Source organism: Microbacterium tenebrionis (assembly GCF_020682665.1).
In the GTDB taxonomy this organism is placed as follows: Bacteria; Actinomycetota; Actinomycetes; order Actinomycetales; family Microbacteriaceae; genus Microbacterium; species Microbacterium tenebrionis.
In genome coordinates this window covers 248,888-272,926 of the sequence record NZ_JAGTTM010000003.1, presented here as the reverse complement: position 1 = coordinate 272,926, position 24,039 = coordinate 248,888, and the positions used below count along the sequence as shown (strand labels likewise).

Genomic DNA, 24,039 nt, shown 5'->3' with positions numbered 1-24,039 from the left:
CAGCCTACCGGCTCCGCGTCACCAGTCGATCGAACGGGTTCGCCCCACCAGGCACCGCCCTTCGGCGAGCTGATCCATGACCATCGTGACCGGTTCTCCCGTGGAAGGTCCGACCTGCCCGACCAGGCACTGCCGATCACCCCATCGGACGGAGAACTGGATGCTCTCGGCCGCATTTCCGACGGTCGTGAGGTCTTCGGTGACCTGCATCGCGGACTTGTCGAAGCCGGCGTCGACGAGAGCGTCGATGTACGCGCGTCCGGACGAGCTGGCGGTGTGAGCCCACACGTCTGCCGTGATCTCGGCGAACAACGGCAGGTTCTCCTCGGCCGTGCCGTCCGGCTGCAGGACGGGGGCATCCGGGGTCGCCGTCGGCGCGACCTGCGTCGCCTCCGGCGCGGTCGTCACGGTTCGGGTCGGTGACGCGCTCGGCGTGCACGCTACGAGCCCGCAGGATAATCCCGCAAGAAGCGCGACGACGGCGATGCGCGAGCGGAGGAGGGCGGGTCGACGGGTCACGCTCCGATCCTATGCGCGCCCCGTCGACCGAGCTTGACCGCACGCGCCTGCACCGCGAGTCGTCGACGCCAGCCTTGCGCGCGGCCGGCACATGCACGGAGAGGCAGCGCGCGCATCCGTTCACCTGTCAGACGCGGACGTTCACGAGTTCGACGAGCGGGCGCGGGATACCCGCCGCCCCGGCGGCCTCGCTGGCGGTCTGCGCCATGCGCACGGCGCCGCGATAGACGCCCCGGTGGGCGCGCGGCAGCTCGGGGAGCGATTCGGTAGCCATCGCCCCGAGGGTACCTGGCGCGGCCGAGCGCTGGGCTAGGAGCTGGCGCCGGCCGTCAGCATCGTGAGCAGGAGCACGTTGCGGGCGGGCGCATCGTCAGGGCAGGCCACCTGGTGCACCGTCATGGCCTTGAGGTGCGCGACCCGGCCGGGGACGAGTTCGTAAATCGTGTCATCCACCGTGAGGTTGAGCTGCCCTTCGAGGCACTGGATCGTCACCGGATGCGCCGCCTTGTGTTGCGTCAGCACCTGCCCCGGGGCGTAGGTCATCATGATGAACTCGGCAGCATGGCCGTTGAGGATGCGCTTGACCGCCGGGCCGCGCGCCTCCCGCGCGTCCGGTGCGAGCGACGCATCCAGCAGGACGGCTGCTGCGTCGAACGAGTCGGGGTCGTTGCCGATGGACTCGGGCCGCAACAGAAACGGTTGGGTCTTGTCACCCATGACAACTCCTCGAGGTCGGTTGGCGGTAGCGTATCAAGTCGACCTCGGCGACCTACGAGTCGGGCCCGACGAACGGCACGAGCTCCGCGAAGCGCTCGTAGTATGCGTCCTGCAACGATCGGAGCGTGTCACGGAGGAACCCCGGCTGCGGTGGTGGGCTCGTCCAACCCGTCGAGCACGTCGTCGACGGGAAGCGCATCCCCACTCACCGCGCGGGTCTCGTAGATGAAGAGAGTCTGCTCCTCGTCGATCACGCTGCCCTTGAGCCGCACGGCGCGCTGCTCACGAAGCGCCGCCGCGAAGCGGGATGCGCGAATCGGGTATTCCTCGACCATGCGGAGTAGCCCCCCACGAACAGCAAAGGCCCTCGAATCGCGAGGGCCTTTGCTACCTGAGCAAGGTAGTAGTAGCAGGAGCGGGGCTCGAACCCGCGACCTCGCGGTCGCGAGCCAGCCTCGCACCTGTCATCTCACTCGGCGCGTGGGTGCAGGGAATCACTCGCACTCGCATCCATCATGATCCCGAAGGCTGACCGCACGCGCCTGCACCGCGAGCGCTCAGACCGTGACGTTCCACACCTCGGCGCGCTCTTCGGAGGTCGGCTCGACGATGTCGTCTTCGAGCGGATCGGCGCCCGCGCCCTGTGCTGAGGACGTGGCATCCGGACTCGCCGGCGCCGGCTTGGATGCGCTCGCCGTCGGCGCCTTGGCGAAGGCGGCCGTACCCCAGCGCAGATCGTGTCCGATCGCCTCCGCCTCGATATCGGCGCTCATCCCCTTCTTCCCGCCGCTCTCCCACTCACGCAGCTTGAGGCGCCCCGTCACGATAACCGCATCGCCCGAGCGCAGCGACACCTTCGCGTGCTCGGCCAGCCGCCGGAACGCCGAGACGTTGTACCAGTTCGTTCCGGTCTCGACGAAGGTCTGGTTCTTCGCGTCGTACCAGCCCTGCGGGCTCGCGACGCGGAAGTTCAGGACGGGCACACCGCCCGCCGTCCCGCGGTTGGGGTCGCCGCCGACGCGGCCATGGATCGTCACAGTGTCGTTCATTTCCATCTCCTTCGTGGTCCGGGTGAGCCCGGGTCACCTCAGAGTGCTCCGGGTCGCCGACCTGCATTGCGCCCGATCCCGCTGCCGGTGGAGAAGTTGCGTCGCTACCTCATCGGTGCAGGGCGGGTGAGTGATGCCCGCAGATCGAATGTCCGTGGTCGCTCATATGTTCGAATCGAAGGGAGAAGATGATGACCACCACCCAGAAGCACCCTGTTCCCGAGATCCCCTACGCGGCGCCGCGACTCGCCTCCGATCGCGAACATCTGGTGCGCGCGTCCGACCATCTGTGGCGCGTGCAGAACGAGGCAGGCCGCATCCTCGGCCATCTGCGCATCGTCGCCGATCCGCTGGGCCTGCACTACCGCGCCGAGCGCCTGCACCTCGCGACCGGCGCCTTCCGGCTCGTCGGCGACTTCTGGCGTCCGGACGATGCCGTGCAGGCCCTCCGCAACGGGTGAAGCGCCCCCGGCAGGAATCGAACCTGCGACCAACGGATTAGAAAGCCGATGCTCTTCCTCTGAGCTACGGAGGCGTACCTTCCTACGGTACCAAAGCCGGTGTCGGCGCCCTCACTACAATGAGGGGATGGTATCTGCGTCCGAGAACGACCGACTCGTCTGGATCGACTGCGAGATGACGGGACTCGATCTCTCGGTCGACGAACTCGTCGAGATCGCCGTCGTCGTGACCGACTTCGAGCTCCGCCCCCTCGACCCCGGGTTCCATGTCGTCATCAAGCCGAGCGAGGCCGCGCTGGCGAACATGGGCGAATTCGTCACCGACATGCACACGACGTCCGGGCTCATCGACGAGATCCCGCACGGGGTGTCTCTGACTGACGCCGAAGAGCAGACCCTCGAGTACATCAAGCGGTTCGTCCCGGTCGAGCGCAAGGCTCCCCTGGCCGGCAACACGATCGGCACCGACCGGATGTTCCTCGCCAAGTACATGCCGCAGATCGACCAGTGGCTGCACTACCGCAACGTCGACGTGTCCAGCGTCAAGGAGCTCTCCCGACGCTGGTATCCGCGCGTGTTCTTCCAGGCTCCCGCCAAAGACGGCGGCCACCGGGCGCTCGCCGACATTCTCGAATCCATCCGCGAGCTGCAGTACTACCGCGAGGCCGTGTTCGTCGCGGACCCGGGACCGAACAGCGACGAGGCGCGCGCGATCGCCGAACGCACGGTGTCATCGTTCGCTTCAGAGGTGTAATACACTTGAGGGGTTGTCCACTCGACGGACACATGGTGGCTGTAGCTCAGTTGGTAGAGCACCGCGTTGTGGTCGCGGGGGTCGCGGGTTCAAGCCCCGTCAGCCACCCCATGCACGAAGGCCGGATCGCATGATCCGGCCTTCTCCATCTCCCTAGGATTGTGCTGTGTCACTGACGGTCTGGCTCTCGCTCCTCACCGCATCCGTCGTGATCAGTTTCACGCCCGGAGCCGGAGCGATCAACACGATGTCGAACGCGCTCGCGCACGGGTGGCGCCGATCCGTCTGGGGCGTGATCGGCCAGCAGCTCGCGCTCATCGTGCACGTCATCATCGTGGCCGCCGGCGTCGGCCTGCTCGTCTCCCGCTCCCCGCTCCTGTTCGACATCGTGCGCTACGCCGGTGCCGCCTATCTCGCGTTCCTCGGCATCCGCATGATCCTCGCCCGGGTCCCCGAGCCCGCGGCATCCGACGGCACTCCTCCGCCCCGGGAAGGCCGGTTCGCGATGATCCGCCGCGGCTTCTGGGTCAACGTGCTCAACCCGAAGGCGATCGTCTTCTTCCTCGCGTTCGTCCCGCAGTTCATCCGCCTCGACCAGCCAGCGCTCCCGCAGTATCTGATCCTCATCGGCACGGTCATCGTCGTCGACGTGATCGTCATGTGGGGGTTCTTCGCGACCGCCGCCCGGCCCTTCCGCGCGCTCACCCGGACCCGCCGCGGCGTCCGCACGCTGAACATCATCTTCGGGACGATGTTCCTGTTCGTGTCCGCGCTCCTCCTGTTCGTCCACTGACCCGAAGCGGGCCGTAGGCTGGACGACGATGGAGATGGATGCCGCGACCTTCGAGAAGCTCGTCGTCGACGAGCTCGACCTGCTGCCGGAAGAGATGGTCCAGGACCTCGACAACGTCGTCTTCGTCGTCGAGGATCGGCCCGAGGACGGCAGCCTCGACCTGCTCGGGCTGTACGACGGGCTCGCCCTCACAGAGCGCGGCCACTACGGCATGGGCGAACTGCCCGATCGCATCATCGTCTACCGCGAGCCGCACCTCGCCCAGGCCGAGAACGAGGAGGATCTCCGCCACGAGGTGCACACCACGCTCGTGCATGAGATCGCGCACTTCTTCGGCATCGATGACGACCAGTTGCACGAGCTGGGGTGGGCATGAGCACCCCAGTCGCACTCCCCCATCTCGACGAGACGCTCGACCTTCGGGCCGCGCCTCTCGAGCCGTGGCAGGTCGTCGTCTGGAACGATCCCGTGAACCTCATGAGCTACGTCGTGCGGGTGTTCCGCACCTACTTCGGCTACACGGCGGAGCACGCGACGACGCTGATGCTCGCTGTGCACCACGACGGACACGCGATCGTCGCCACCGGACCGAGGGAGACCATGGAGGTGCATGCGCAGGCCATGCACGACTACGGCCTGTGGGCGACCGTGCGGAAGGCACCGCAGTGACCGCACGCACGATCTCGTTCCGCCTCGCGCCGATCGAGGTTCAGCATCTCGCCGCTCTCATCGACCAGCTCACCGAGGTTATCGCCGCGGCTGACGGGCATCCCGATCCCGCCGTCGACCGTCTCGTCCCGGCACCGTATCCCGACGACCCCGATGCCGCCGAGGCGTTCGCCGCAGCGACCCGCGACGACCTGCTCGACCGCCGCACCGCCGATGCCGCGATCGTTCGCGGAGCGCTCTCACCGTTCCTCGACGGCGACGACGACCCCGACGACGAGCGTGAACACGTCGATGTCGCGATCCGCGTCGTCGACATCGATTCCTGGCTGCGCACGATCACCGCGCTGCGCCTGGTCATCGCCGGACGCCTCGGCATCACGATCGACGACGAGCACGACCTCGACGATCCGCGGTTCGGGGTCTACGACTGGCTCGCTTACCGCCTCGACGGCCTGATCGCGATCGCCGACGGACTGGACGACGCCCGTGACCAGGCCTGAATCGCTCTAGGGGATCGCGACGGTCAGCGTCGCAAGCGCGCGCGGGTCATCACGCTGCAGATGACGCTCCTCTTGGGCCGCCCAGCGGTCCCAATGCGGGCGGAATCCGTCGCCGTCGCGGTCCAGCGCGCGGCGCTTGCGCGACGGCGCCGGCGACTCGACCCATACCCGCACATCCGCCAGGCGGGCGGATGCCGCATTGAGAGCGCCGCACCCCTCGAGGATCACTCCGAGCGCGGGAGTGACGGCGTAGGCCTCCGCCTCCACCTCGTCCTCCCAGTCCCAGCGCCGCCACGTGCTCAGCAGACCGCGTGCGTGCGGGCGCAGGATGTCGTGCAGCGCACGCTCGGCACCCGCGTCGAGACCGTCCCAGCCCGGGTACAGCGAGTCCAGGGCGATCAGCTGAGGCCTCCCGGCGACGGGCCAGTTCGCGGCGACCATGCGCGACAGGGTCGTCTTCCCCGCCCCCGCTCGTCCGTCGATCAGCACGACCGGATTGGATGCCGCAACGGCGACGACGGCTTCGATGACCTCGGCGGCGCCGCGGCGGAGCGCCTGTTCGACGGGGTCGTTACTTCTTGAGGGCACGGATCACGCGCGAGAGAGCCCGCCCGGCGACCCAGACGAACGGAATGCCGACAGCGAGCAACGCGACGATGTTGGGCTCGAATCGCAACCCCTCTTCGCGACGAACGTATACGCCGAGAGGAATGGAGACACCGCCTCCTCCGCCGCCGCCGTTCTGGTCCTGGTCGGCGCCGCCGCCGAACCCGGCCCAGGTCAGGGCGACAGGGGTGATGCTCACGCCGTCGATGTCCTGCGGCTCGCCGTAGGCGGCCTTCACGCCGAAGGCGGAGATCTGCTTTCCGAGGTCCAGTGCGATGTTCGGCATGACTCCACGGTACAGGGCGAAACGCCACACCGGGGAGTTCAATCGACCCCGTGATCCTTGGGATGCCGCGCGGCGCCCCGCCCGTCGCCGCGGCCGATGTGCCGAGCGCGCGTGATCGTGGCGTTGCCGAACCGGGCCCGCGCGTCATCCAGCGCTCCCTCGACCTTGCGCCAGTGCTCGTCGTCGTCCCACAGGGCGAAAGCGGCGCTGCCCGCCGACCGCAGCTTCTCGGCGCGCACCCCGATCAGGCGGATCGGATCCCGCCGGTCGATCGACTCGTAGAGGCTCTGCGCTGCCTCGCCGATGCGCTGCCCGACGGAGGTCGGCTCCGTGAGGGTCTGCGACCGGCTGAGAGTGGTGAAGTCGTCGAAGCGCACCTTGATGGCGACCGTGCCGCACTCCCAGTCTGCTCGGCGCAGCCGCACCGCCACCCGATCGGCGAGTCGCAGGAGCTCGGCGCGAAGGAACTCGCGATCGGTGATGTCGACGTCGAAGGTCTCCTCGTGACCGACGCTCTTCTCCACCCGCTCCGTCTCGACCTCGCGCGCATCCATGCCGCGCGCGAGCTGCGCTATGCGCGCGCCCAGGGCGGGTCCGACGGCACGATCGAGCATGTCCTGCGGGGAGTTCCTGATGTCGCCGATCGTGCGGATGCCGCGGGCCTCCAGCGCCTCGGAGGCCTTCGGCCCCACGCCCCACAGCGCACGGACCGAGCGCGACGTGAGGAAGTCGAGCGTGTCGGCCGCCGCGACGATCAGCAGACCGTCGGGCTTGGAGAGCGTCGAGGCCATCTTCGCGACGTGCTTGGTCGCGGCGACGCCGACGCTGCACGTGATCCCGACCTCGGCGTGCACGCGCTCGCGCACCATGCGCGCGATCCGTCCTGGGCTCCCCCACAGCCGGCGCACCCCCTGGACGTCGAGGAACGCCTCGTCGACGGACAGCGGCTCCACGAGCGGTGTGATCGACTCGAACACCCCCATCACCTGCTTCGAGACGGCCTGGTAGCGCTCGAAATGCGGCATCACGATCTTCGCCGTCGGGCACAGGCGCATGGCCTGACCGACCGGCATCGCGGCGCGCACACCGTAGCGACGAGCCTCGTACGATGCGCTCGAGACGACCGAACGGCCGTCCGGCGCCCCGATGATCAGCGGCAGTCCGCGCAGCGACGGGTCATCGAGCACCTCGACGGCCGCGTAGAACGCATCCATGTCGACGTGCAGGATGCGCGTGCCGCTGTCGTCCGCACCGTCGGGTGAGACGATGCGGCCACGTCCGTCACCGCGCCCCATACGTCCATTCTCGCCGAGGGCACCGACATCCGACGAACAGTCCGGGGGCCGAAACGACGGATGTCGGACCGATCACGTGAATCGGTCCGACATCCGGGCCCGCGGCCCCCGAAGTGTCGGGGCACGAGGCGGCGCTACTGGGCGGCGCGCTCGAGACTTCGCCTAAGCTTCTGGCTCCGCTGCGCGGGCCAGAACGAGCTCGCGCACGCGTGCGGCGTCCGCCTGCCCCTTCATGGCCTTCATCACGGCACCGATGATGGCGCCTGCGGCCTGCACCTTGCCGTCCTTGATCTTGGCCATGACGTCGGGCTGAGCGGCCAGCGCCTCGTCGATCGCCGCGATGAGGGCCCCGTCATCCGAGACGACCGCGAGTCCGCGGCCATCCACGACCTCCTGCGGCGTTCCCTCGCCGGCGATGACGCCCTCGAGGACCTGACGTGCGAGCTTGTCGGTCAGGGTTCCCTCGTCCACGAGCTTCTGCAGGGCTGCGACGTTCTCGGGGCTGACCAGTGTCGCGGCATCCTTCTCCTGCGCGTTCGCGAGACGGGTGATCTCACCCGTCCACCACTTGCGGGCGGCAGCAGGCGTCGAACCCGCGGCGATCGTCGCCTCGACGGCATCGACCAGATCGCTGTTGCGCACGTCCTGGTACTCGAGGTCGGTGAACCCCCATTCGGCCTTCAGCCGGCGACGACGAGCCACCGGCTGCTCGGGCAGGGCTGCGCGCAGCTCCTCGACGAGAGAGGCCGCCGGCTGCACGGGGAGCAGATCCGGCTCCGGGAAGTAGCGGTAGTCGTCCGCATCCGACTTCGGGCGACCGGGCGAGGTCGTGCCGGTGTCCTCGTGCCAGTGACGGGTCTCCTGCGTGATCGAACCGCCGTCATGGAGGATCTGCGCCTGGCGCTGGATCTCGTAGCGGACTGCGCGCTCGACGGACCGCATGGAGTTGACGTTCTTCGTCTCTGTGCGGGTGCCGAGCGGTGCCGGCTCCTCGCCCTCGGCTGTGCGCGGCCGCAGCGACACGTTCGCGTCGCAGCGCAGGTTGCCGCGCTCCAGGCGCGCCTCGGAGATGCCGAGACTGCGCACGATGTCGCGGATCGTCGACACGTAGGCCTTGGCGACCTCCGGCGCTCGGTGATCCGCACCGAAGATCGTCTTCGTCACGATCTCGACGAGCGGGACTCCGGCGCGGTTGTAGTCGACGAGCGAGTACTCCGCCCCCTGGATGCGCCCGGTGGCGCCGCCCATGTGGGTCAGCTTGCCCGCATCCTCCTCCATGTGCGCGCGCTCGATCGGAACGGTCACGAGCGTGCCGTCCTCGAGCTCGACCTCGACGGAGCCCTCGTACGCGATCGGCTCGTCGTACTGGGAGATCTGGTAGTTCTTGCCGAGGTCCGGGTAGAAGTAGTTCTTCCGCGCGAACCGGCTGGACTCGGCGATCGAGCAGTTCAGCGCGAGCCCGAGGCTGATCGATGACCGGATCGCCGTCTCGTTCACGACCGGCATCGCGCCGGGAAGTCCCAGGTCGACCGGTGCGATGAGCGTGTTCGGCTCAGCTGCGTGATACTTCTCGTTGGCCGGGTTGGGCGCGGCCGAGAACATCTTCGTGTTCGTGTTGAGTTCGACGTGCACCTCGAAGCCGAGCACCGGCTCGAACAGTTCGAGCGCCTTGTCGAAATCCATCAGCTTTGCCGCGGCCATCAGCGGTTCCCTCCTGCAAGCTGCGGGGCTCGGGTGAGCAGCGACGCTCCCCACGAGTCGACCAGCAGTGTTTCGAGCGCGGCGCCGACCCGGTACAGACGGGCATCCTCACGCGCAGGCGCGAGGAACTGGATGCCGACGGGCAGACCGTCGTCATCTGCCAGCCCCGAGGGGATCGAGATGCCGGGGACGCCGGCGAGGTTCGCCGGGATCGTCGTGACGTCGTTCAGATACATCTGCAGCGGGTCGTCGATCCGCTCGCCGATCTTGAACGCCGTGGTCGGCGCCGTCGGCGTCGCGATGACGTCGACCTCGGCGAACGCGCGGTCGAAGTCCTGCTGGATGAGCGTGCGCACCTTCTGCGCGCTGCCGTAGTAGGCGTCGTAGTACCCGGCCGACAGCGCGTAGGTGCCGAGGATGATCCGGCGCTTGACCTCGTCGCCGAAACCGGCGTCGCGGGTGGCCGACATGACGTCCTCGACGGTCGGGTTGCCGTCCGGCGTGACGCGGAGGCCGAAGCGCACGGAGTCGAACTTCGCCAGGTTGCTGGATGCCTCGGCGGGGAGGATCAGGTAGTACGCGGCGACACCGTATTCGAAGTGGGGAGTGGAGATCTCGACGATCTCGGCGCCGTTCCGCTCCAGCAGGTCGAGCGAGGCGCGGAAGGATGCCGCGACGCCGGGCTGGAAACCGGAGTCCGGGAGTTCCTTGATGACGCCGACCTTCAGCCCCTTGAGAACGTCCCCGCGTGCGCCCTCGCGTGCGGCATCCGCGAACGACGGCCAGGCGTCGGTGAGGGAGGTCGAATCGTGCGGGTCGTGCCCGGCGATGACGTCGTGCAGGAGGCCCGAGTCGAGCACGGTGCGCGTGACGGGACCGACCTGGTCGAGGCTCGAGGCCAGCGCGATCGCACCGTAGCGGCTGACGCCGCCGTAGGTCGGCTTGACGCCGACCGTGCCTGTGACGTGCGCCGGCTGCCGGATCGACCCTCCGGTGTCAGAGCCCAGGGCGAGAGGTGCTTCGAACGCGGCGACCGCGGCCGCCGAACCGCCGCCGGACCCCCCGGGGATCCGGTCGAGGTCCCAGGGGTTGCGGGTCGGGCCGTAGGCGGAGTGCTCGGTGGAGGAGCCCATCGCGAACTCGTCCATGTTCGTCTTTCCGAGCGGCACGAGACCGGCGGCGCGCGAACGGGCGACGACCGTGGCGTCGTAGGGCGACATGTAGCCCTCGAGGATCTTCGACCCGCTCGTGGTCGGCTGATCGGTGGTCACCAGCACGTCCTTGATCGCCAGCGGGACGCCGGCGAGCGGGTGGAGCTGCTCCCCCGCGGCGCGGGCCGTGTCGATCGCGTCTGCGGCGGCGAGAGCACCGTCGTTGACGTGCAGGAAGGCGTGGACGTCGCCGTCGACAGCGGCGATGCGGTCGAGGTGCGCCTGGGTGGCCTCGCGGCTGGAGACCTCGCCGGCGGAGAGCTTCTCGGCGAGCTCGGCGGCGGTCAGTCGGATGATGTCGCTCACTGCTCCTCCCCGAGGATCGCGGTCACGCGGAAGCGGCCGTCGGCGGCATCCGGCGCGTTCTGCAGCACCTGCTCGTGGGTGAGCGTGTCGCCGACCTCGTCGGGTCGGAACACGTTCGCCAGCGGAATCGGGTGACTCGTGGCCACCACGTCGGGCGTCGCGACCTGCGAGACCTTGGCGATGTTGTCGACGATGGCATCGAGCTGGCCCGTGAGCCGCGTCACCTCGTCGTCGTTCAGCTGGATGCGCGCGAGCACGCCGAGATGGCGCACAAGATCAGGGGTGATTTCAGACACTCCCCAAGTCTAGTTCTAGGCTGAGACCATGACGACGTTCGTTCCCCCTCGTCCCTGGATCGCCAGCTACGCCGAGGGTGTTCCCGCCGAGCTCGCTCCCGTCAGCGGCTCGCTCATCGACATCGTGGCAGCCTCGGCGCGGGACTACCCGGATGCTCCGGCGCTGGAGTTCTTCGGCCGGACGACCTCGTACGGGCAGATGCAGGAGGCGATCGATCGTGCCGCCGCAGGGCTCCATGCGCTCGGCGTGCGCGCCGGCGACCCCGTCGCCATCGTGCTGCCCAACTGCCCGCAGCACATCGTCGCCTTCTACGCCGTGCTGCGGCTGGGCGCGATCGTCGTCGAGCACAACCCGCTGTACACGGCGCGCGAGCTGCGCAAGCAGTTCGAGGACCACGGCGCCAAGCACGCCATCGTGTGGAGCAAGGTCGTGAAGACCGTGCAGGACTTCCCTCAAGATCTTGCGGTGACCTCGCTCATCTCCGTCGATGTGACCACGGCCATGCCGACGCTCACCCGTCTCGCCCTGAAGCTGCCGATCGCGAAGGCCCGCGAGTCGCGTGAAGCGCTCACCGAGAAGGTCCGCGGGGCGATCTCGTGGGAGCAGATCGTGCGCTCCGAGCCGCTGCCGGCATCGCACCCGCGTCCGGCCACCGACGACCTCGCGATCATCCAGTACACGTCCGGCACGACAGGCACGCCCAAGGGCGCCGCGCTCACGCATCGGAACCTGCTCGCCAATGCGGCCCAGGCCCAGTCGTGGGTTCCCTCGATCACCCGCGGCAACGGCTGCGTCGTGTACGCGGTGCTGCCGATGTTCCACGCCTACGGGCTCACGCTCTGTCTGACGTTCGCGATGTCGATGGGTGCGCGGCTCGTGCTCTTCCCCAAGTTCGACCCGGACCTCGTCCTCGACGTCGTGAAGAAGCATCCGCCGACGTTCCTGCCGCTCGTGCCGCCGATCGCCGAGCGCCTGCTGGCCGCTGCCACGGCGAAGGGCATCTCCTTGGCGGGAACCGAGGTCGCGATCTCGGGCGCCATGGCGTTGCCGCATGAGCTGGTCGTGCCGTTCGAAGCCGCCAGCGGCGGCTACCTCGTCGAGGGATACGGGCTCAGCGAATGCTCCCCCGTGCTCATGGCGAATCCCGTGGCCGAGAACCGCGTCGCCGGTACCGTCGGGCTGCCGCTCCCCGGAACCGAGTGCCGGGTCGTCGACCCGGACGAACCGACGAAGGATGTCGAGCCCGGCACCCCCGGCGAGCTCGTCGTCCGCGGGCCGCAGGTGTTCTCCGGGTACTACGGCAAGCCCGAGGCGACGGAAGCGGCGTTCGTCGACGGCTGGTACCGCACGGGCGACATCGTGACGATCGATGACGCCGGCTTCGTGCGGATCGTCGACCGGATCAAGGAGCTCATCATCACCGGCGGCTTCAACGTCTCGCCCACCGAGGTCGAGAACGTGCTTCGTCAGCATCCGTCCATCGAGGACGTCGCCGTCGTGGGACTGCCCAGCGGCCACTCGGGTGAAGAGGTCGTCGCCGCCGTCGTGCTGGATGCCGGCGCAGAGCTCGACGAGGACGCCATCCGCACCTTCGCCCGCAGCATCCTCACCCCGTACAAGGTCCCGCGGCGCCTGTTCGTCGTCGACGAGCTGCCCAAGTCGCTCATCGGCAAGGTGCTGCGCCGCCAGGTCAAGGAGAAGATCACAGCCCTCACCGGCAGTTGACGCGCGTTCTCCCAGACAAGCGCGGGCGCGGGGCGCTACCTTTGATCAGTGACCCCTGAAGACGCACCCAGCACCGAGCCCGCCGACGAGTCGACCACGACACCCGGATTCGAGGAGCTCGGCATCACCGGGCCCGTCCTCAAGGCCGTCCGCGACCTGGGCTACGAGACGCCATCGCCGATCCAGGCGGCGACCATCCCGTTGCTGATCCAGGGCCGTGACGTTCTCGGCACCGCGCAGACCGGAACAGGCAAGACCGCCGCCTTCGCGCTTCCCGTGCTCGAGAACCTCGACCTGTCGCAGAAGACTCCCCAGGCGCTCGTGCTCGCCCCGACCCGCGAGCTCGCGCTGCAGGTGTGCGAGGCGTTCGAGGCGTACGCGTCGCGCATGAAGGACGTCCGCGTGCTGCCGGTCTACGGCGGTCAGGGCTACGGCGTGCAGCTGTCGGCGCTGCGGCGCGGCGTGCACATCGTCGTCGGCACGCCGGGGCGCATCATGGACCACCAGGCCAAGGGCACCCTCGACCTGTCCGAGCTGAAGTACCTCGTGCTCGACGAGGCCGACGAGATGCTCAAGATGGGCTTCGCCGAGGATGTCGAGCAGATCCTCGCCCAGACCCCGTCCGACAAGCAGGTCGCGCTGTTCTCGGCGACGATGCCCGCCGCGATCCGGCGCCTCGCCCAGCAGTACCTGAACGCGCCGGAAGAAGTCGCGATCACGGCGAAGACCACGACCAACCAGAACATCACGCAGCGCTACCTCGTCGTCTCGTACCAGCAGAAGGTCGACGCACTCACCCGCATCCTCGAGGTCGAGAACTTCGACGGGATGATCGTGTTCGTCCGCACCAAGAACGAGACGGAGACGCTGGCCGAGAAGCTGCGTGCCCGCGGATACTCGGCGGCGGCGATCAACGGCGACGTGCCCCAGGTGCAGCGCGAGCGCAGCGTCAATCAGCTCAAGGACGGCAAGCTCGACATCCTCGTCGCCACCGATGTCGCCGCCCGCGGGTTGGACGTGGAGCGCATCAGCCACGTCGTGAACTTCGACATCCCCACCGACACCGAGTCGTACGTGCACCGGATCGGCCGCACCGGCCGTGCGGGCCGCTCGGGAGATGCGATCAGCTTCATCACCCCGCGCGAGCGCTACCTTCTCAAGCACATCGAGAAGGCGACCCGCCAGCAGCCGACGCAGATGCAGCTGCCGACCACCGAGGACGTCAACACCACGCGGCTCGCACGCTTCGACGACGCGATCACCGCTGCCCTGGGCGAAGGCGACCGCATCGAGAAGTTCCGCGACATCATCGCCCACTACGTCCGCAACCACGACGTGCCCGAGGCCGATGTCGCCGCGGCCCTCGCCGTCGTCGCGCAGGGTGAGACTCCTCTGCTGCTCGACCCCGAGAACGATGAGCTGACCGCCGCCGTCGCCCGCGAGAACCGTCCGCCGCGCGAGGGCCGTGACCGCGACCGCCCGGCACGCGAGCCACGCGAGCGCCGCAGCCGCGGTGACTACGCGCCGTACCGGATCGAGGTCGGACGCCGTCACCGCGTCGAGCCCCGCCAGATCGTCGGCGCGCTCGCGAACGAGGGCGGCCTCGGCCGCGACGACTTCGGTGCGATCAACATCCGCCCCGACTTCTCGATCGTGGAGCTTCCGGCGAACATGCCGGCATCCGTGCTCGAGAAGCTGCGCGACACCCGCATCTCGGGACGCGCGATCGAGATCAAGCCCGACCGCGGCCCGCGCGGAGGCGGTGCGCGCCGCCCGCGCGAGGACCGTGACAGCGGCTACGAGCGCGGGGACCGTCCGTCGTACGACGACCGCCCGGCGCGCAAGCCGCGGCACAAGGGCTGAGTTCCTCGACACGGGGTTTGCAGCATGAGACCCGGGCCACCTGCGCCCGTGTCATGCCGCAAACCCCGTTGCGCTTCGGAAATGCGAGCAAGCTGAAGACATGAAGTCGGTGCGGGTCGTGGTGCGCGGACGCGTGCAGGGCGTCGGATTCCGCTGGTTCGTACGGGATGCCGCGGACGCTCAGGGCGTCACCGGCTGGGTGCGCAATCTCCGCGACGGGTCGGTCGAGGCGGAGCTGCACGGTTCGGATGCCGCCGTTCAGGCGGTCCTCGACGCGATGGCCGCGGGACCGATCGGTTCACGCGTTGACGGCGTCGACGTCACGGCAGCCGCAGCACAGCCGGGGGCGGGCTTCAGCATCCGCTCGACCTGACCTCGTCAGGCGAGCGCGTCGGGGCCCTCGGTCACGAGGAGGTGGAACTGCGCGGCATCCAGGATGCGGATGCCGAGTTCCTCCGCCTTCGCGAGCTTGGAGCCGGCCCCGGGGCCTGCGGCGACGAAGTCGGTCTTCTTGGAGACGCTCGATGCAGCCTTGCCGCCGGCCTTGATGATCGCCTCCTGAGCACCGTCGCGCGTGTAACCTTCGAGCGACCCTGTCGCCACCACGGTGAGCCCGTCGAGCACGCCGCCCAGGGCCGCCGCAGCACCCGGCCCCGGGTGCCCCGGCGTCGCCCACTGGACGCCTGCTGCAGCCCACTGCTCGACGATGTCGACGTGCCAGTCGACCTCGAACCAGTCCCGCAGCGAGTCGGCGATGATCCCGCCCACGCCTTCGACGGCGGCGAGCTCTTCACGCGTCGCGGCCCGGATGGCATCGAGCGACCCGAACCACTGCGCCAACGCTCGCGCCGCGACCGGACCGACATGCCGGATGTTGAGCGAAACCAGCAGACGCCACAGCTCCTTGGTCTTGGCCTTCTCGAGCTCGGCGAGCAGCGTCTGTGCCTGCGACGACGGTTGCGGCCCCTCGATCCCCTGCTTCTTCTCGGCCGCGGTGGGATTGCGGCGGAACGGCGCGCGGGTCTTGACGATGCCGTCGTCGTCCTCCTTCGGCAGCCCCGTCTCGGCGTCGCGCACCACGACTTCGATGGGCACGATCTGCTCGAGGGTGAGGGTGAACAGGCCGGCCTCGGTGTCCAGCGGGGCGACGGCGGGCGGCTCGGCCTGCGTCAGCGCCGCAGCGGTCACCTCTCCGAGCGCCTCCACGTCGAGGGCGCCCCGCGAACCGATGTGCTCGACACGGCCGCGGACCTGCGCCGGGCACGAACGCGCGTTCGGGCAGCGCAGGTCGATGTCGCCCTCCTTCATGGGCCGCAGCGGCGTGCCGCACTCGGGGCAGTCCGCGGGCATGACGAACTCGCGCTCGGTGCCGTCTCGACGTTCGACCACGGGCCCGAGCACCTCGGGGATGACATCGCCCGCCTTGCGCAGGACGACGGTGTCGCCGATCAGCACGCCCTTGGCCTTCACGACGTCCTTGTTGTGCAGGGTGGCCTGCCGGACCACGGACCCTGCGACGTGCGCAGGCTCCATCACCGCGAATGGCGTGGCGCGCCCGGTGCGACCGACGGAGACGACGATGTCGAGCAGCTTCGTCTGCACCTCCTCCGGCGGGTACTTGTAGGCGATCGCCCAGCGCGGCGCCCGTGAGGTCGTGCCCAGTTCATCGTGGAGTGCGAGTTCGTCGACCTTGACGACGATGCCGTCGAGCTCGTGCTCGATGTCGTGGCGATGCTCGCCGAAGTACGCCACGAACTCGGCGACCTCGTCGATCGACGTGCAGACCTTCGAGTGCGGACTGACCGGGAGCCCCCACGACGCGAGCAGGTCGTACACCTCGCTCTGGGCGGCGACGGGCGGGTTCGTCCATGCGCCGATGCCGTGCACGTACAGGTCGAGCGACGCGATCCGCAGCAGCCCAGCCTCGAGTTCGAGCCCGTCCTTCTTGTCGATCTGCTGGCGCAGGCCACCGCTGGCGGCGTTGCGCGGATTGGCGAAGGCCGGGAACCGACGAGCCGCAGCGCTGCGCGCCTTCTCCTCCTCGAAGGGACGCTTCGCGCCGCCGCGCCCCTCCCATCGAGCGAGCGCATCGGCGTACGCCCGCTCGCGGAGGTCGGCCTGCGCGGCGTTGAGGCGCTCGAACGCCGCGACCGGGATGAACACCTCGCCGCGGACCTCGACGATCTCGGGGTGTCCTTCGCCGCTCAGGCGCTCCGGGATCATCGGCAGGCGCAGCGCGTTCTCGGTGACGATCTCGCCGACGCGGCCGTCACCGCGCGTGGCCGCCGAGGTGAGCACGCCGTTCTCGTAGCGCAGATTGATCGCGAGGCCGTCGATCTTCAGTTCAGTGAGCCAGGCGACGTCGCGCCCTGCGGCCGAGCGGGTCTTCGCCGCCCACTCACGCAGCTCCTCGATCGAGAAGACGTTGTCGAGGCTCAGCATCCGCTCGGCGTGCTCGATGGTCGCCAGTCCCGTCGCCTGCGCGGCGCCGACCATCTGCGTCGGGGAATCCTGCCCCTGCAGCTCGGGATGCAGTCGCTCGAGTTCTTCGAGGCGGTGCATCCACCCGTCGTACGTCGCGTCATCCACCAGCGAGGTATCGCGCCCGTAGTACGCGTCCTTCGCCTCGAGGATGCGTGTGGTCAGCTCTTCTGCCTCGACGCGGGCGTCTTCCAGCGAGATGTTCTCCGGCACCGTCTCAGTTTAGGAGCGCACACCGACATTCTCAGGCCGAGACGGGAACCGCCGATACGGTCCGGTCGATCGTGAACTGGCCGAGCACGCGGGTGCCGACGTAGAGCACCGCGGTCTGGCCCGGCGCCACGCCGTCCAGCGGCACATCCGGCACGACCGTCACCCCGTCGGCCGAGACCGACGCATGCGCGGGGACGGGTTCGGAGTGCGCACGGATCTGCACCTCGCAGTCGAACTCGTCCGACGTGGGCGCGGCCCCTGCCCACGAGTGCCGCTCCCCCGAGATCTCGCCGATCGCGAGCGCCTCCTTCGGACCGACGACGACCGTGTTCGTCACCGGACGGACCTCGAGAACGAAGCGGGGCTTGCCGTCGGGCGCAGGGATGCCGAGCTTGAGTCCTCGCCGCTGCCCGACGGTGAACGCGTGCGCGCCGTCGTGCGATCCGACGACCTGACCGTCGCGGTCCAGGATCTCGCCCTGCTCGGCCCCGACCTTCTCGGCCAGCCAGCCGCGCGTGTCGCCGTCGGGGATGAAGCAGATGTCGTGACTGTCGGGTTTCTGCGCGACGCTGAGGCCGCGCGAGGCAGCCTCGGCGCGCACGATCGCCTTCGACGGCGTCTCGCCCAGCGGGAAGTACGTGTGCGCGAGCTGCTCGGCGGTCAGCACGCCGAGAACGTACGACTGGTCCTTGGCGTCGTCGGCGGCACGGTGCAGCTCGAGCCCCGTCTCGGTGGAGACGAGGTTGGCATAGTGCCCGGTGCACACCGCGTCGAAGCCGAGTTCCAGCGCACGCTCGAGGAGGGCGGCGAACTTGATCTTCTCGTTGCACCGCATGCACGGGTTGGGGGTGCGGCCGGCCTGATACTCCGAGATGAAGTCGTCGATCACGTCGTCGCGGAAGCGCTCGGAGAAGTCCCAGACGTAGAACGGGATGCCGAGCACATCGGCGGCACGCCGGGCATCCATCGCATCCTCGATCGTGCAGCAGCCGCGACTGCCCGTCCGCAGCGTCCCACCGGCCCTGGAGAGGGCGAGGTGAACGCCGGTGACGTCGTGGCCCGCCTCCACGGCACGCGCGGCAGCGACGGCGGAGTCGACGCCACCGCTCATGGCCGCAAGGATCCGCATGACCCCAGTCTACGAGCGTCCGGCTGAGCGGGCACCGGACGCCCGCGCGTAGGCATCGGCGATGGCACCGAGCACGGCGTCGACATCGGCGTCTGTCGACGTGCGGCCGAGCGTGAAGCGCAGGACGCTCCGGGCGTCCCGCTCGCTGCCGCCCATCGCCATGACGACGTGCGAGGGCTCGGCGACGCCTGCCTGACAGGCGGATCCCGTGGATGCCGCGACACCGGCGACGTCCAGGAGGAAGAGCAGACTCTCCCCCACAGCGCCCGGAAACAGGATGTGCGCATTGCCCGGGAGCCGGTCGACGGGATCGCCGAGCAGACGGGCGGCGGGAACGGCAGTGCGGATGCCGTCGACGAGCCGGTCGCGGAGCCCGGTGAGCCGCGCATTCTCGACGTCGAACTCGGACCTGGCGGCCATGAGTGCGGCCGCCAGCGCCGCCGCCCCCGGTACGTCCTGGGTACCGGGGCGAAGACCGCGCTGCTGCGCGCCGCCGTGCAGCAGCGGAGCCATCCTGGCCGTCCGAGCCACCACGAGCGCCCCGACCCCGACCGGTGCGCCGATCTTGTGCCCGGCGATACTCATGGCCACCAACCCGGTCCCGGCCGCGGCAACCGACCGCAGCTCCCTGAAGGAGAGCGGCACGTGTCCGAGGGCCGCGACGGCGTCGAGATGCAGCGGCACCCCGGCAGCCGCAGCCGCCGCGGACAGAGCGCGCGCGTCGTTGAGCGTTCCGACCTCGTTGTTCGCGACGAGCGCAGTGGCCAGCGCAGCGCCGGGGAGCGCGTCGGCGAACGCCGCCGGTTCGATGCGCCCGAGAGCTGTCAGCGCAACCGGGCGGACCAGCGCGCCGGCGGCTGCCAGCGCCATGACGGTGTCCATGGTCGCGTGATGCTCGCCATCGGGGAGGACGACGGCATCGGCATCCGCTGCGCGCGATGTCCACATGCCGTGCAGCGCCGTGTTGATGGACTCGGTGCCACCCGACGTCAGCACGACCTCGATCGGGTCGCACCCGAGCGCCTCGGCGATGGTCTCGCGCGCATCCTCGAGCAGCCGGCGGGCGTCCTGACCCGCACCGTGCGTCGACGCGGCGTTGCCCACGACCTCGGCGGCCGTGAGCCACGCCTCGCGCGCCTCCGGACGCAGAGGGGTCGTCGCCGCATGGTCGAGATAGAACCGCATCCCTCAACTCTCCCCCATTTCGACCGGTGCGGCATCTGGAACCGGGTCCCGGATCCGGCGAGACCCCAGCGCATCGCCCCTATTCTTTACTCATGCCCGAATTCACAGCCCCAGGCGGTGCTGCCCTCGATCACCTCGGCGTGCGCCTGCACGACGGCGTCGCGACCCTGCGCGTCTGGTCGCAGAACGCCTCGTCCATCGAACTGGTCGTGTTCGACGAGACCGATCTGGACTGGGTCACCGACGAGGCGACCCTCGAGCGCGATCCCGACGGGGTGTGGGAGATCACCACTCCCCTTCTGCAGCCGGGCACCCGGTACGCGCTTCGGGTGGGCGGCCCGCACGGGCCCGGCAACATGTTCAACCCCGAGACGCTCCTGCTCGACCCCTACGGACGCGGACTCGCCGAGGGCACGGGCTACGAGGACTGGCGCTCGGTCGTCATCGAGGACGGCTTCGACTGGGGCGGGATCGCGAAACCCCGCGTCCCCCTGGACCGCACCGTCATCTACGAAGCCCATCTCAAGGGCGTCAGCAAACGGCATCCCGACATGCCGCCGGCGTTGCACGGCACGTACGCGGGCCTCGCGCACCCGGCGATGATCGAGCACTTCCGCTCGCTCGGCGTCACCTCGATCGAGCTGCTGCCCGTGCACGCCTTCGTGTCCGAGCCGCGTCTGCTCGAGCGGGGTCTGACGAACTACTGGGGATACAACACCCTCAACTTCTTCACCCCGCACGCCGCCTACGCCACCGACGAGGCGCGCAAGCAGGGCCCCGAGGCTGTGCTCGCCGAGTTCAAGGGCATGGTGAAGCTGCTGCACGAGGCCGGCCTCGAGGTGATCCTCGACGTGGTGTACAACCACACGTCCGAAGAGGGCATCGGCGGACCGCGGTCGAGCCTGCGCGGCATCGACAACGCGACCTACTACCGCCAGCAACCGGACGGCGCGTACATCGACACCACCGGATGCGGCAACACGCTGAACACCGCGACGGATGCCGGCGCGCGTCTGGTCCTGGACTCGCTCCGCTACTGGGCGAACGAGATGCAGATCGACGGATTCCGCTTCGACCTCGCCGCTGCCCTCGGCCGGGATGCCGCGCACGAGTACTCCCGCGAGCACCCGTTGCTGCTGGCGATCCGGGACGATCCGGCTCTGGCGGGCGCCAAGCTCATCGCTGAGCCCTGGGATGTGGGGCTCGGCGGCTGGCAGACCGGGAACTTCGCGCCGGGCTGGCACGAGTGGAACGACCGCTACCGCGACCGCGTGCGCAACTTCTGGCTCAGCGACATCGACTACGCGCGGCGGGCGTCGGCACCGGTCGGCATCGGCGGTTTCGCGACGCGCCTCGCCGGCTCGTCCAACACGTTCAGCAAGGAGCGCGGGCCTCTCGCCGGAGTCAACTTCATCACCGCGCACGACGGCTTCACGCTGCACGACCTCGTCAGCTACGACATCAAGCACAACGAGGCCAACGGCGAGGAGAACCGCGACGGCGCCGACACCAACAGGGCGTTCAATCACGGCGTCGAGGGCCCGACCGACGATCCCGCGATCGGCGCCGCTCGCCGGAAGGCCATGCGGAACCTCCTCGGCACCCTGCTGCTCTCGGCGGGCATCCCGATGATCACAGCCGGCGACGAGACCGGGCGCACGCAGCGCGGCAACAACAACGCCTATGCGCAGGACTCCCCCATGACCTGGCTGAGCTGGGAGCTCGAGCCCTGGCAGGAGGACCTGCGCGCGCACGTGGCGGCTCTCACGCGCCTGCGGCGCGAGAACCCGGCACTGCGACCGTCGCGATACGCACGGCGCGACGTCCACACCCCCAACGCGTCGGTCATGGACTGGTACAACCAGCGCGGCGAGACGATGGATGAGACGCACTGGACGGATCCGGGAAGCCGAACACTGCAGTACGTGGCCGAGTCCACGCCCGTCGACGAGCCGGTCAACCGCATCCTGCTGATCGTGCACGGCACGGAGTCCCCCACCGACGTCCGGTTGCCGGAGATCGACGGCGCGACGACGTTCGTCTCGCTCTGGTCCAGCGCCGACGAGCGGCCGAGCGACGCGATGGAGAAGTTCGCTCCGGGAGATCTCGTGCCCACCCCCGGCACGTCCATGCGCCTGTTCCGCGTCGAGTAGTCGGCGCGCGCCCGACGACGGGTTCTGCGCGGCACCGCGGCACGGTACATTCGGGGTGTGGCAGCTTCTGGCAAACGTCCCGCGGCGCTTCGTAGCCCCGCTCAGATCCCTCTGCGGCCCCGGGCCGCGACACCGTCGCCGGGCACGCTGACCGGCCGCATCCCCCTCGCGGATGCGCGGCCCGCCGTCCCCGGTGGTTTCGCGGCGAAATCTTTCGCCGGAGAGGTCGTGCCGTTCAGCGTCGTCGCCTTCCGGGAGGGGCATGACCGGATCGGCGTACACGTGCGCCTGACCGCACCGGACGGCGAGAAGTCGCTGCATCGGCTGACGGCGCTGGCCGACGGCACCGACCGCTGGTCGACCGACATCGCGCTCGACGCGCAGGGTCCGTGGCGCTATCGCTTCGAGGCGTTCGCGGACGACTTCGCGACCTGGGCTCACGCCGCGGCCGTGAAGATCGCCGCCGGCGTCGACGCGCCGGTGATGGCGGCGCTCGGACGCGACCTTCTCGCCGACGCCGCGACCGACAGGACCCGCCCGGCGGCCGAACGGTCGACTCTGGCCAGGTTCTCCGCGCTGCTCGACGATGGTGATGCCGAGGCCGCCCTGGCCATCGCCACGGATGCCGATCTGGCGGCCCTCTTCGCCGAACGGCCGCTGATGTCGCTGTCGTCCCAGACGAAGGAGCACCGCCTCCTCGTCGAACGCACGGTCGCCGGGGTCGCCGCCTGGTACGAGTTCTTCCCGCGTTCCGAGGGCGCGAAGCAGGAGAAGGACGGCAGCATCACGAGCGGAACGTTCGGCACAGCCGCAGCCCACCTCCAGCGTGTCGCCGACATGGGGTTCGAAGTGCTGTACCTCCCGCCCATCCACCCGATCGGACGGACGCACCGCAAGGGGCCGAACAACACACTGCACGCCGGACCCGGCGACCCCGGCTCGCCCTGGGCCATCGGCGCCGCGGAGGGCGGTCACGACGCCGTCCACCCCGACCTCGGAACGCTCGCCGACTTCCGGCATTTCGTGGGCGAAGCACGCCGCAGGGGCATCGAGGTCGCCCTGGACCTCGCGCTGCAGGCATCCCCTGATCATCCCTGGGTCGCCGAGCATCCGGATTGGTTCACTGCCCTCCCCGACGGCACGATCGCGTATGCGGAGAACCCGCCGAAGAAGTACCAGGACATCTATCCACTGAACTTCGACGGCGATCCGGAGGGCCTCCGTCAGGAGGTTCTGCGCGTGGTCCAGCACTGGATCGCCCAGGGCGTGCGGGTCTTCCGCGTCGACAACCCGCACACCAAGCCGCTGCAGTTCTGGGAGTGGCTGATCGCCCGCGTCACCGAGATCGATCCGGACGTCGTCTTCCTCGCCGAGGCATTCACCCGGCCCGCGCCGCTGCGGGGGCTGGCCGCAGCCGGATTCCAGCAGAGCTACACGTACTTCACGTGGCGGAACACCAAGCGCGAACTCGAGGAATTCCTCACCGGTCTCGCCGTCGACACCGCCGACTACCTGCGCCCGAACCTCTTCGTGAACACACCCGACATCCTCACGGAGTACCTCCAGTTCGGCGGCCGCGCCGCGTACCGGATCCGCGCGGCGATCGCCGCGACCGCCGCTCCCACGTACGGGGTGTACGCGGGCTACGAGCTGTACGAGAACGTCGCGCGACCCGGCTCCGAGGAGAACATCGACAACGAGAAGTACGAGTACAAGCTGCGGGACTTCGCCGGAGCCGAAGCCGCCGGCGACTCCCTCGCGCCGTATCTGCGTCGGCTGAACGAGATCCGCCGTGCACACCCCGCGCTGCGCCAGCTGCGCAACCTGAACGTGCACTGGAGCGACGACGACGCCGTGCTCGTGTACTCGAAGCACCTGGACGCGGCGTTCACCGGCACCGGAGAGGCCGACACGCTGATCGTCGTCGTCAATGTCGACCCGCATTCCGTCCGCGAGACCACGATCCATCTCGACACGCGGGTGTGGGGGGTCGAACCCGGTGATCCGTTCGAGGTCGAGGACCTCGTCACCGGTGCGACCTGGACCTGGACCGATCACGACTACGTCCGGCTCGACGCGTTCGCCGAGCCCGTGCACATCCTCCACGTGAAGGGCCGCCCATGAGC

25 protein-coding genes and 2 tRNA genes are annotated in these 24,039 nt (G+C 69.2%); 12 read left to right on the top strand and 15 right to left on the bottom strand.

From position 1 onward, the window contains the following. Window positions 1-18: 18 nt before the first annotated feature. The 5 genes from KEC56_RS10475 to KEC56_RS10455 form a co-directional block, all read right to left on the bottom strand. Window positions 19-519 (bottom strand): DUF6993 domain-containing protein, encoded by a 501-nt coding sequence (locus KEC56_RS10475; protein WP_227530902.1) that lies wholly within the window; start codon window positions 517-519, stop codon window positions 19-21. 127 nt (window positions 520-646) lie between these two features. Beyond that, entirely contained in the window at window positions 647-793 is a 147-nt protein-coding gene (locus tag KEC56_RS10470; RefSeq protein ID WP_227530901.1) for a hypothetical protein, read from the bottom strand. Between the two features lie 35 nt (window positions 794-828). Next, window positions 829-1,236 (bottom strand): cupin domain-containing protein, encoded by a 408-nt coding sequence (locus tag KEC56_RS10465; RefSeq protein ID WP_227530900.1) that lies wholly within the window; start codon window positions 1,234-1,236, stop codon window positions 829-831. A 128-nt stretch (window positions 1,237-1,364) separates the two neighbouring features. Further along, window positions 1,365-1,571: a hypothetical protein gene (locus KEC56_RS10460; RefSeq protein WP_227530899.1), complete on the bottom strand. Its 207-nt coding sequence runs from the start codon at window positions 1,569-1,571 to the stop codon at window positions 1,365-1,367. A gap of 222 nt (window positions 1,572-1,793) precedes the next feature. Next, on the bottom strand, window positions 1,794-2,285 hold the full coding sequence (locus tag KEC56_RS10455) for a single-stranded DNA-binding protein (RefSeq protein ID WP_175988710.1): 492 nt from the start codon (window positions 2,283-2,285) through the stop codon (window positions 1,794-1,796). A gap of 191 nt (window positions 2,286-2,476) precedes the next feature. Between KEC56_RS10455 and KEC56_RS10450 the strand changes: the two genes are divergently transcribed. Further along, window positions 2,477-2,746: a hypothetical protein gene (locus tag KEC56_RS10450; RefSeq protein ID WP_227530898.1), complete on the top strand. Its 270-nt coding sequence runs from the start codon at window positions 2,477-2,479 to the stop codon at window positions 2,744-2,746. A gap of 2 nt (window positions 2,747-2,748) precedes the next feature. Here the strand turns inward: KEC56_RS10450 and KEC56_RS10445 are convergent. Beyond that, window positions 2,749-2,820 (bottom strand) — tRNA-Arg (locus KEC56_RS10445). Window positions 2,821-2,873: 53 nt separating this feature from the next. On the opposite strand from KEC56_RS10445, the gene orn reads away from it, so the two are divergent. From orn to KEC56_RS10415, 6 genes are all read left to right on the top strand, one after another. Beyond that, a complete protein-coding gene (gene orn, locus KEC56_RS10440; protein ID WP_175988713.1) occupies window positions 2,874-3,500 on the top strand; it encodes an oligoribonuclease in 627 nt (208 codons plus the stop codon). A gap of 35 nt (window positions 3,501-3,535) precedes the next feature. Then, a tRNA-His gene (locus KEC56_RS10435) sits at window positions 3,536-3,611 on the top strand. A gap of 55 nt (window positions 3,612-3,666) precedes the next feature. After that, complete coding sequence (locus tag KEC56_RS10430) at window positions 3,667-4,293, top strand: LysE family transporter (protein ID WP_175988715.1); 627 nt, start codon at window positions 3,667-3,669, stop codon at window positions 4,291-4,293. Between the two features lie 28 nt (window positions 4,294-4,321). After that, window positions 4,322-4,669 (top strand): metallopeptidase family protein, encoded by a 348-nt coding sequence (locus tag KEC56_RS10425; RefSeq protein WP_175988717.1) that lies wholly within the window; start codon window positions 4,322-4,324, stop codon window positions 4,667-4,669. After that, complete coding sequence (gene clpS / locus KEC56_RS10420) at window positions 4,666-4,962, top strand: ATP-dependent Clp protease adapter ClpS (protein WP_227530897.1); 297 nt, start codon at window positions 4,666-4,668, stop codon at window positions 4,960-4,962. Before KEC56_RS10425 ends, clpS begins: the two co-directional genes overlap by 4 nt. After that, window positions 4,959-5,462, top strand: a complete 504-nt coding sequence (locus tag KEC56_RS10415) for a DUF2017 family protein (protein ID WP_227530896.1) — start codon at window positions 4,959-4,961, stop codon at window positions 5,460-5,462. Before clpS ends, KEC56_RS10415 begins: the two co-directional genes overlap by 4 nt. Window positions 5,463-5,468: 6 nt before the next feature. Here the strand turns inward: KEC56_RS10415 and KEC56_RS10410 are convergent, their stop codons facing one another. The 6 genes from KEC56_RS10410 to gatC all read right to left on the bottom strand — a co-directional run bounded on the left by KEC56_RS10410 (window position 5,469) and on the right by gatC (window position 11,163). Next, window positions 5,469-6,050: a nucleoside/nucleotide kinase family protein gene (locus tag KEC56_RS10410; protein WP_175988723.1), complete on the bottom strand. Its 582-nt coding sequence runs from the start codon at window positions 6,048-6,050 to the stop codon at window positions 5,469-5,471. Beyond that, window positions 6,034-6,354 (bottom strand): hypothetical protein, encoded by a 321-nt coding sequence (locus KEC56_RS10405; protein ID WP_227530895.1) that lies wholly within the window; start codon window positions 6,352-6,354, stop codon window positions 6,034-6,036. Before KEC56_RS10405 ends, KEC56_RS10410 begins: the two co-directional genes overlap by 17 nt. A gap of 38 nt (window positions 6,355-6,392) precedes the next feature. Then, window positions 6,393-7,649: a DNA polymerase IV gene (gene dinB / locus KEC56_RS10400; RefSeq protein ID WP_227530894.1), complete on the bottom strand. Its 1,257-nt coding sequence runs from the start codon at window positions 7,647-7,649 to the stop codon at window positions 6,393-6,395. 162 nt (window positions 7,650-7,811) lie between these two features. Next, a complete protein-coding gene (gene gatB, locus KEC56_RS10395; protein ID WP_227530893.1) occupies window positions 7,812-9,350 on the bottom strand; it encodes an Asp-tRNA(Asn)/Glu-tRNA(Gln) amidotransferase subunit GatB in 1,539 nt (512 codons plus the stop codon). Next, window positions 9,350-10,867: an Asp-tRNA(Asn)/Glu-tRNA(Gln) amidotransferase subunit GatA gene (gene gatA, locus KEC56_RS10390; protein ID WP_227530892.1), complete on the bottom strand. Its 1,518-nt coding sequence runs from the start codon at window positions 10,865-10,867 to the stop codon at window positions 9,350-9,352. The genes gatB and gatA overlap by 1 nt, the downstream gene beginning before the upstream one ends. Next, window positions 10,864-11,163, bottom strand: coding sequence for an Asp-tRNA(Asn)/Glu-tRNA(Gln) amidotransferase subunit GatC (gene gatC, locus KEC56_RS10385; RefSeq protein ID WP_175988734.1), 300 nt, complete (start codon window positions 11,161-11,163; stop codon window positions 10,864-10,866). Before gatC ends, gatA begins: the two co-directional genes overlap by 4 nt. Before the next feature lie 28 nt (window positions 11,164-11,191). Here gatC and KEC56_RS10380 point away from each other — a divergent pair, with 28 nt between their 5' ends. From KEC56_RS10380 to KEC56_RS10370, 3 genes are all read left to right on the top strand, one after another. Then, window positions 11,192-12,889, top strand: a complete 1,698-nt coding sequence (locus KEC56_RS10380) for a long-chain-fatty-acid--CoA ligase (RefSeq protein ID WP_227530891.1) — start codon at window positions 11,192-11,194, stop codon at window positions 12,887-12,889. A 48-nt stretch (window positions 12,890-12,937) separates the two neighbouring features. Beyond that, a complete protein-coding gene (locus KEC56_RS10375) occupies window positions 12,938-14,752 on the top strand; it encodes a DEAD/DEAH box helicase (protein WP_227530890.1) in 1,815 nt (604 codons plus the stop codon). A gap of 100 nt (window positions 14,753-14,852) precedes the next feature. Then, window positions 14,853-15,125, top strand: a complete 273-nt coding sequence (locus KEC56_RS10370) for an acylphosphatase (RefSeq protein WP_227530889.1) — start codon at window positions 14,853-14,855, stop codon at window positions 15,123-15,125. 5 nt (window positions 15,126-15,130) lie between these two features. On the opposite strand, the gene ligA is transcribed toward KEC56_RS10370, so the two are convergent. Genes ligA through KEC56_RS10355 form a run of 3 tightly spaced genes read right to left on the bottom strand, consistent with a single transcriptional unit; the run spans window position 15,131 to window position 19,760 of the window. Continuing rightward, window positions 15,131-17,446, bottom strand: a complete 2,316-nt coding sequence (gene ligA / locus KEC56_RS10365) for an NAD-dependent DNA ligase LigA (protein ID WP_227530888.1) — start codon at window positions 17,444-17,446, stop codon at window positions 15,131-15,133. Window positions 17,447-17,477: 31 nt separating this feature from the next. Further along, entirely contained in the window at window positions 17,478-18,575 is a 1,098-nt protein-coding gene (gene mnmA / locus KEC56_RS10360) for a tRNA 2-thiouridine(34) synthase MnmA (RefSeq protein ID WP_227530887.1), read from the bottom strand. A gap of 9 nt (window positions 18,576-18,584) precedes the next feature. After that, on the bottom strand, window positions 18,585-19,760 hold the full coding sequence (locus KEC56_RS10355) for a cysteine desulfurase family protein (RefSeq protein ID WP_227530886.1): 1,176 nt from the start codon (window positions 19,758-19,760) through the stop codon (window positions 18,585-18,587). Between the two features lie 92 nt (window positions 19,761-19,852). Here KEC56_RS10355 and glgX point away from each other — a divergent pair, with 92 nt between their 5' ends. Both glgX and KEC56_RS10345 read left to right on the top strand, forming a co-directional pair. Beyond that, the gene (gene glgX, locus KEC56_RS10350; RefSeq protein WP_227530885.1) at window positions 19,853-21,913 is read left to right on the top strand and encodes a glycogen debranching protein GlgX; all 2,061 of its coding nucleotides are present in this window, start codon (window positions 19,853-19,855) and stop codon (window positions 21,911-21,913) included. Between the two features lie 57 nt (window positions 21,914-21,970). Then, window positions 21,971-24,037 (top strand): maltotransferase domain-containing protein, encoded by a 2,067-nt coding sequence (locus KEC56_RS10345; protein WP_372456268.1) that lies wholly within the window; start codon window positions 21,971-21,973, stop codon window positions 24,035-24,037. Window positions 24,038-24,039: the final 2 nt, after the last annotated feature.

Coding starts and splice junctions, on each gene's coding strand:
- KEC56_RS10470 (WP_227530901.1), bottom strand. CDS start 793: ATGGCTACCGAATCGCTCCCCGAGCTGCCGCGCGCCCACCGGGGCGTC.
- KEC56_RS10465 (WP_227530900.1), bottom strand. CDS start 1,236: ATGGGTGACAAGACCCAACCGTTTCTGTTGCGGCCCGAGTCCATCGGC.
- KEC56_RS10460 (WP_227530899.1), bottom strand. CDS start 1,571: ATGGTCGAGGAATACCCGATTCGCGCATCCCGCTTCGCGGCGGCGCTT.
- KEC56_RS10455 (WP_175988710.1), bottom strand. CDS start 2,285: ATGAACGACACTGTGACGATCCATGGCCGCGTCGGCGGCGACCCCAAC.
- KEC56_RS10450 (WP_227530898.1), top strand. CDS start 2,477: ATGACCACCACCCAGAAGCACCCTGTTCCCGAGATCCCCTACGCGGCG.
- orn (WP_175988713.1), top strand. CDS start 2,874: ATGGTATCTGCGTCCGAGAACGACCGACTCGTCTGGATCGACTGCGAG.
- KEC56_RS10425 (WP_175988717.1), top strand. CDS start 4,322: ATGGAGATGGATGCCGCGACCTTCGAGAAGCTCGTCGTCGACGAGCTC.
- clpS (WP_227530897.1), top strand. CDS start 4,666: ATGAGCACCCCAGTCGCACTCCCCCATCTCGACGAGACGCTCGACCTT.
- KEC56_RS10405 (WP_227530895.1), bottom strand. CDS start 6,354: ATGCCGAACATCGCACTGGACCTCGGAAAGCAGATCTCCGCCTTCGGC.
- dinB (WP_227530894.1), bottom strand. CDS start 7,649: ATGGGGCGCGGTGACGGACGTGGCCGCATCGTCTCACCCGACGGTGCG.
- gatB (WP_227530893.1), bottom strand. CDS start 9,350: ATGGCCGCGGCAAAGCTGATGGATTTCGACAAGGCGCTCGAACTGTTC.
- KEC56_RS10380 (WP_227530891.1), top strand. CDS start 11,192: ATGACGACGTTCGTTCCCCCTCGTCCCTGGATCGCCAGCTACGCCGAG.
- KEC56_RS10370 (WP_227530889.1), top strand. CDS start 14,853: ATGAAGTCGGTGCGGGTCGTGGTGCGCGGACGCGTGCAGGGCGTCGGA.
- mnmA (WP_227530887.1), bottom strand. CDS start 18,575: ATGCGGATCCTTGCGGCCATGAGCGGTGGCGTCGACTCCGCCGTCGCT.
- KEC56_RS10355 (WP_227530886.1), bottom strand. CDS start 19,760: ATGCGGTTCTATCTCGACCATGCGGCGACGACCCCTCTGCGTCCGGAG.
- glgX (WP_227530885.1), top strand. CDS start 19,853: ATGCCCGAATTCACAGCCCCAGGCGGTGCTGCCCTCGATCACCTCGGC.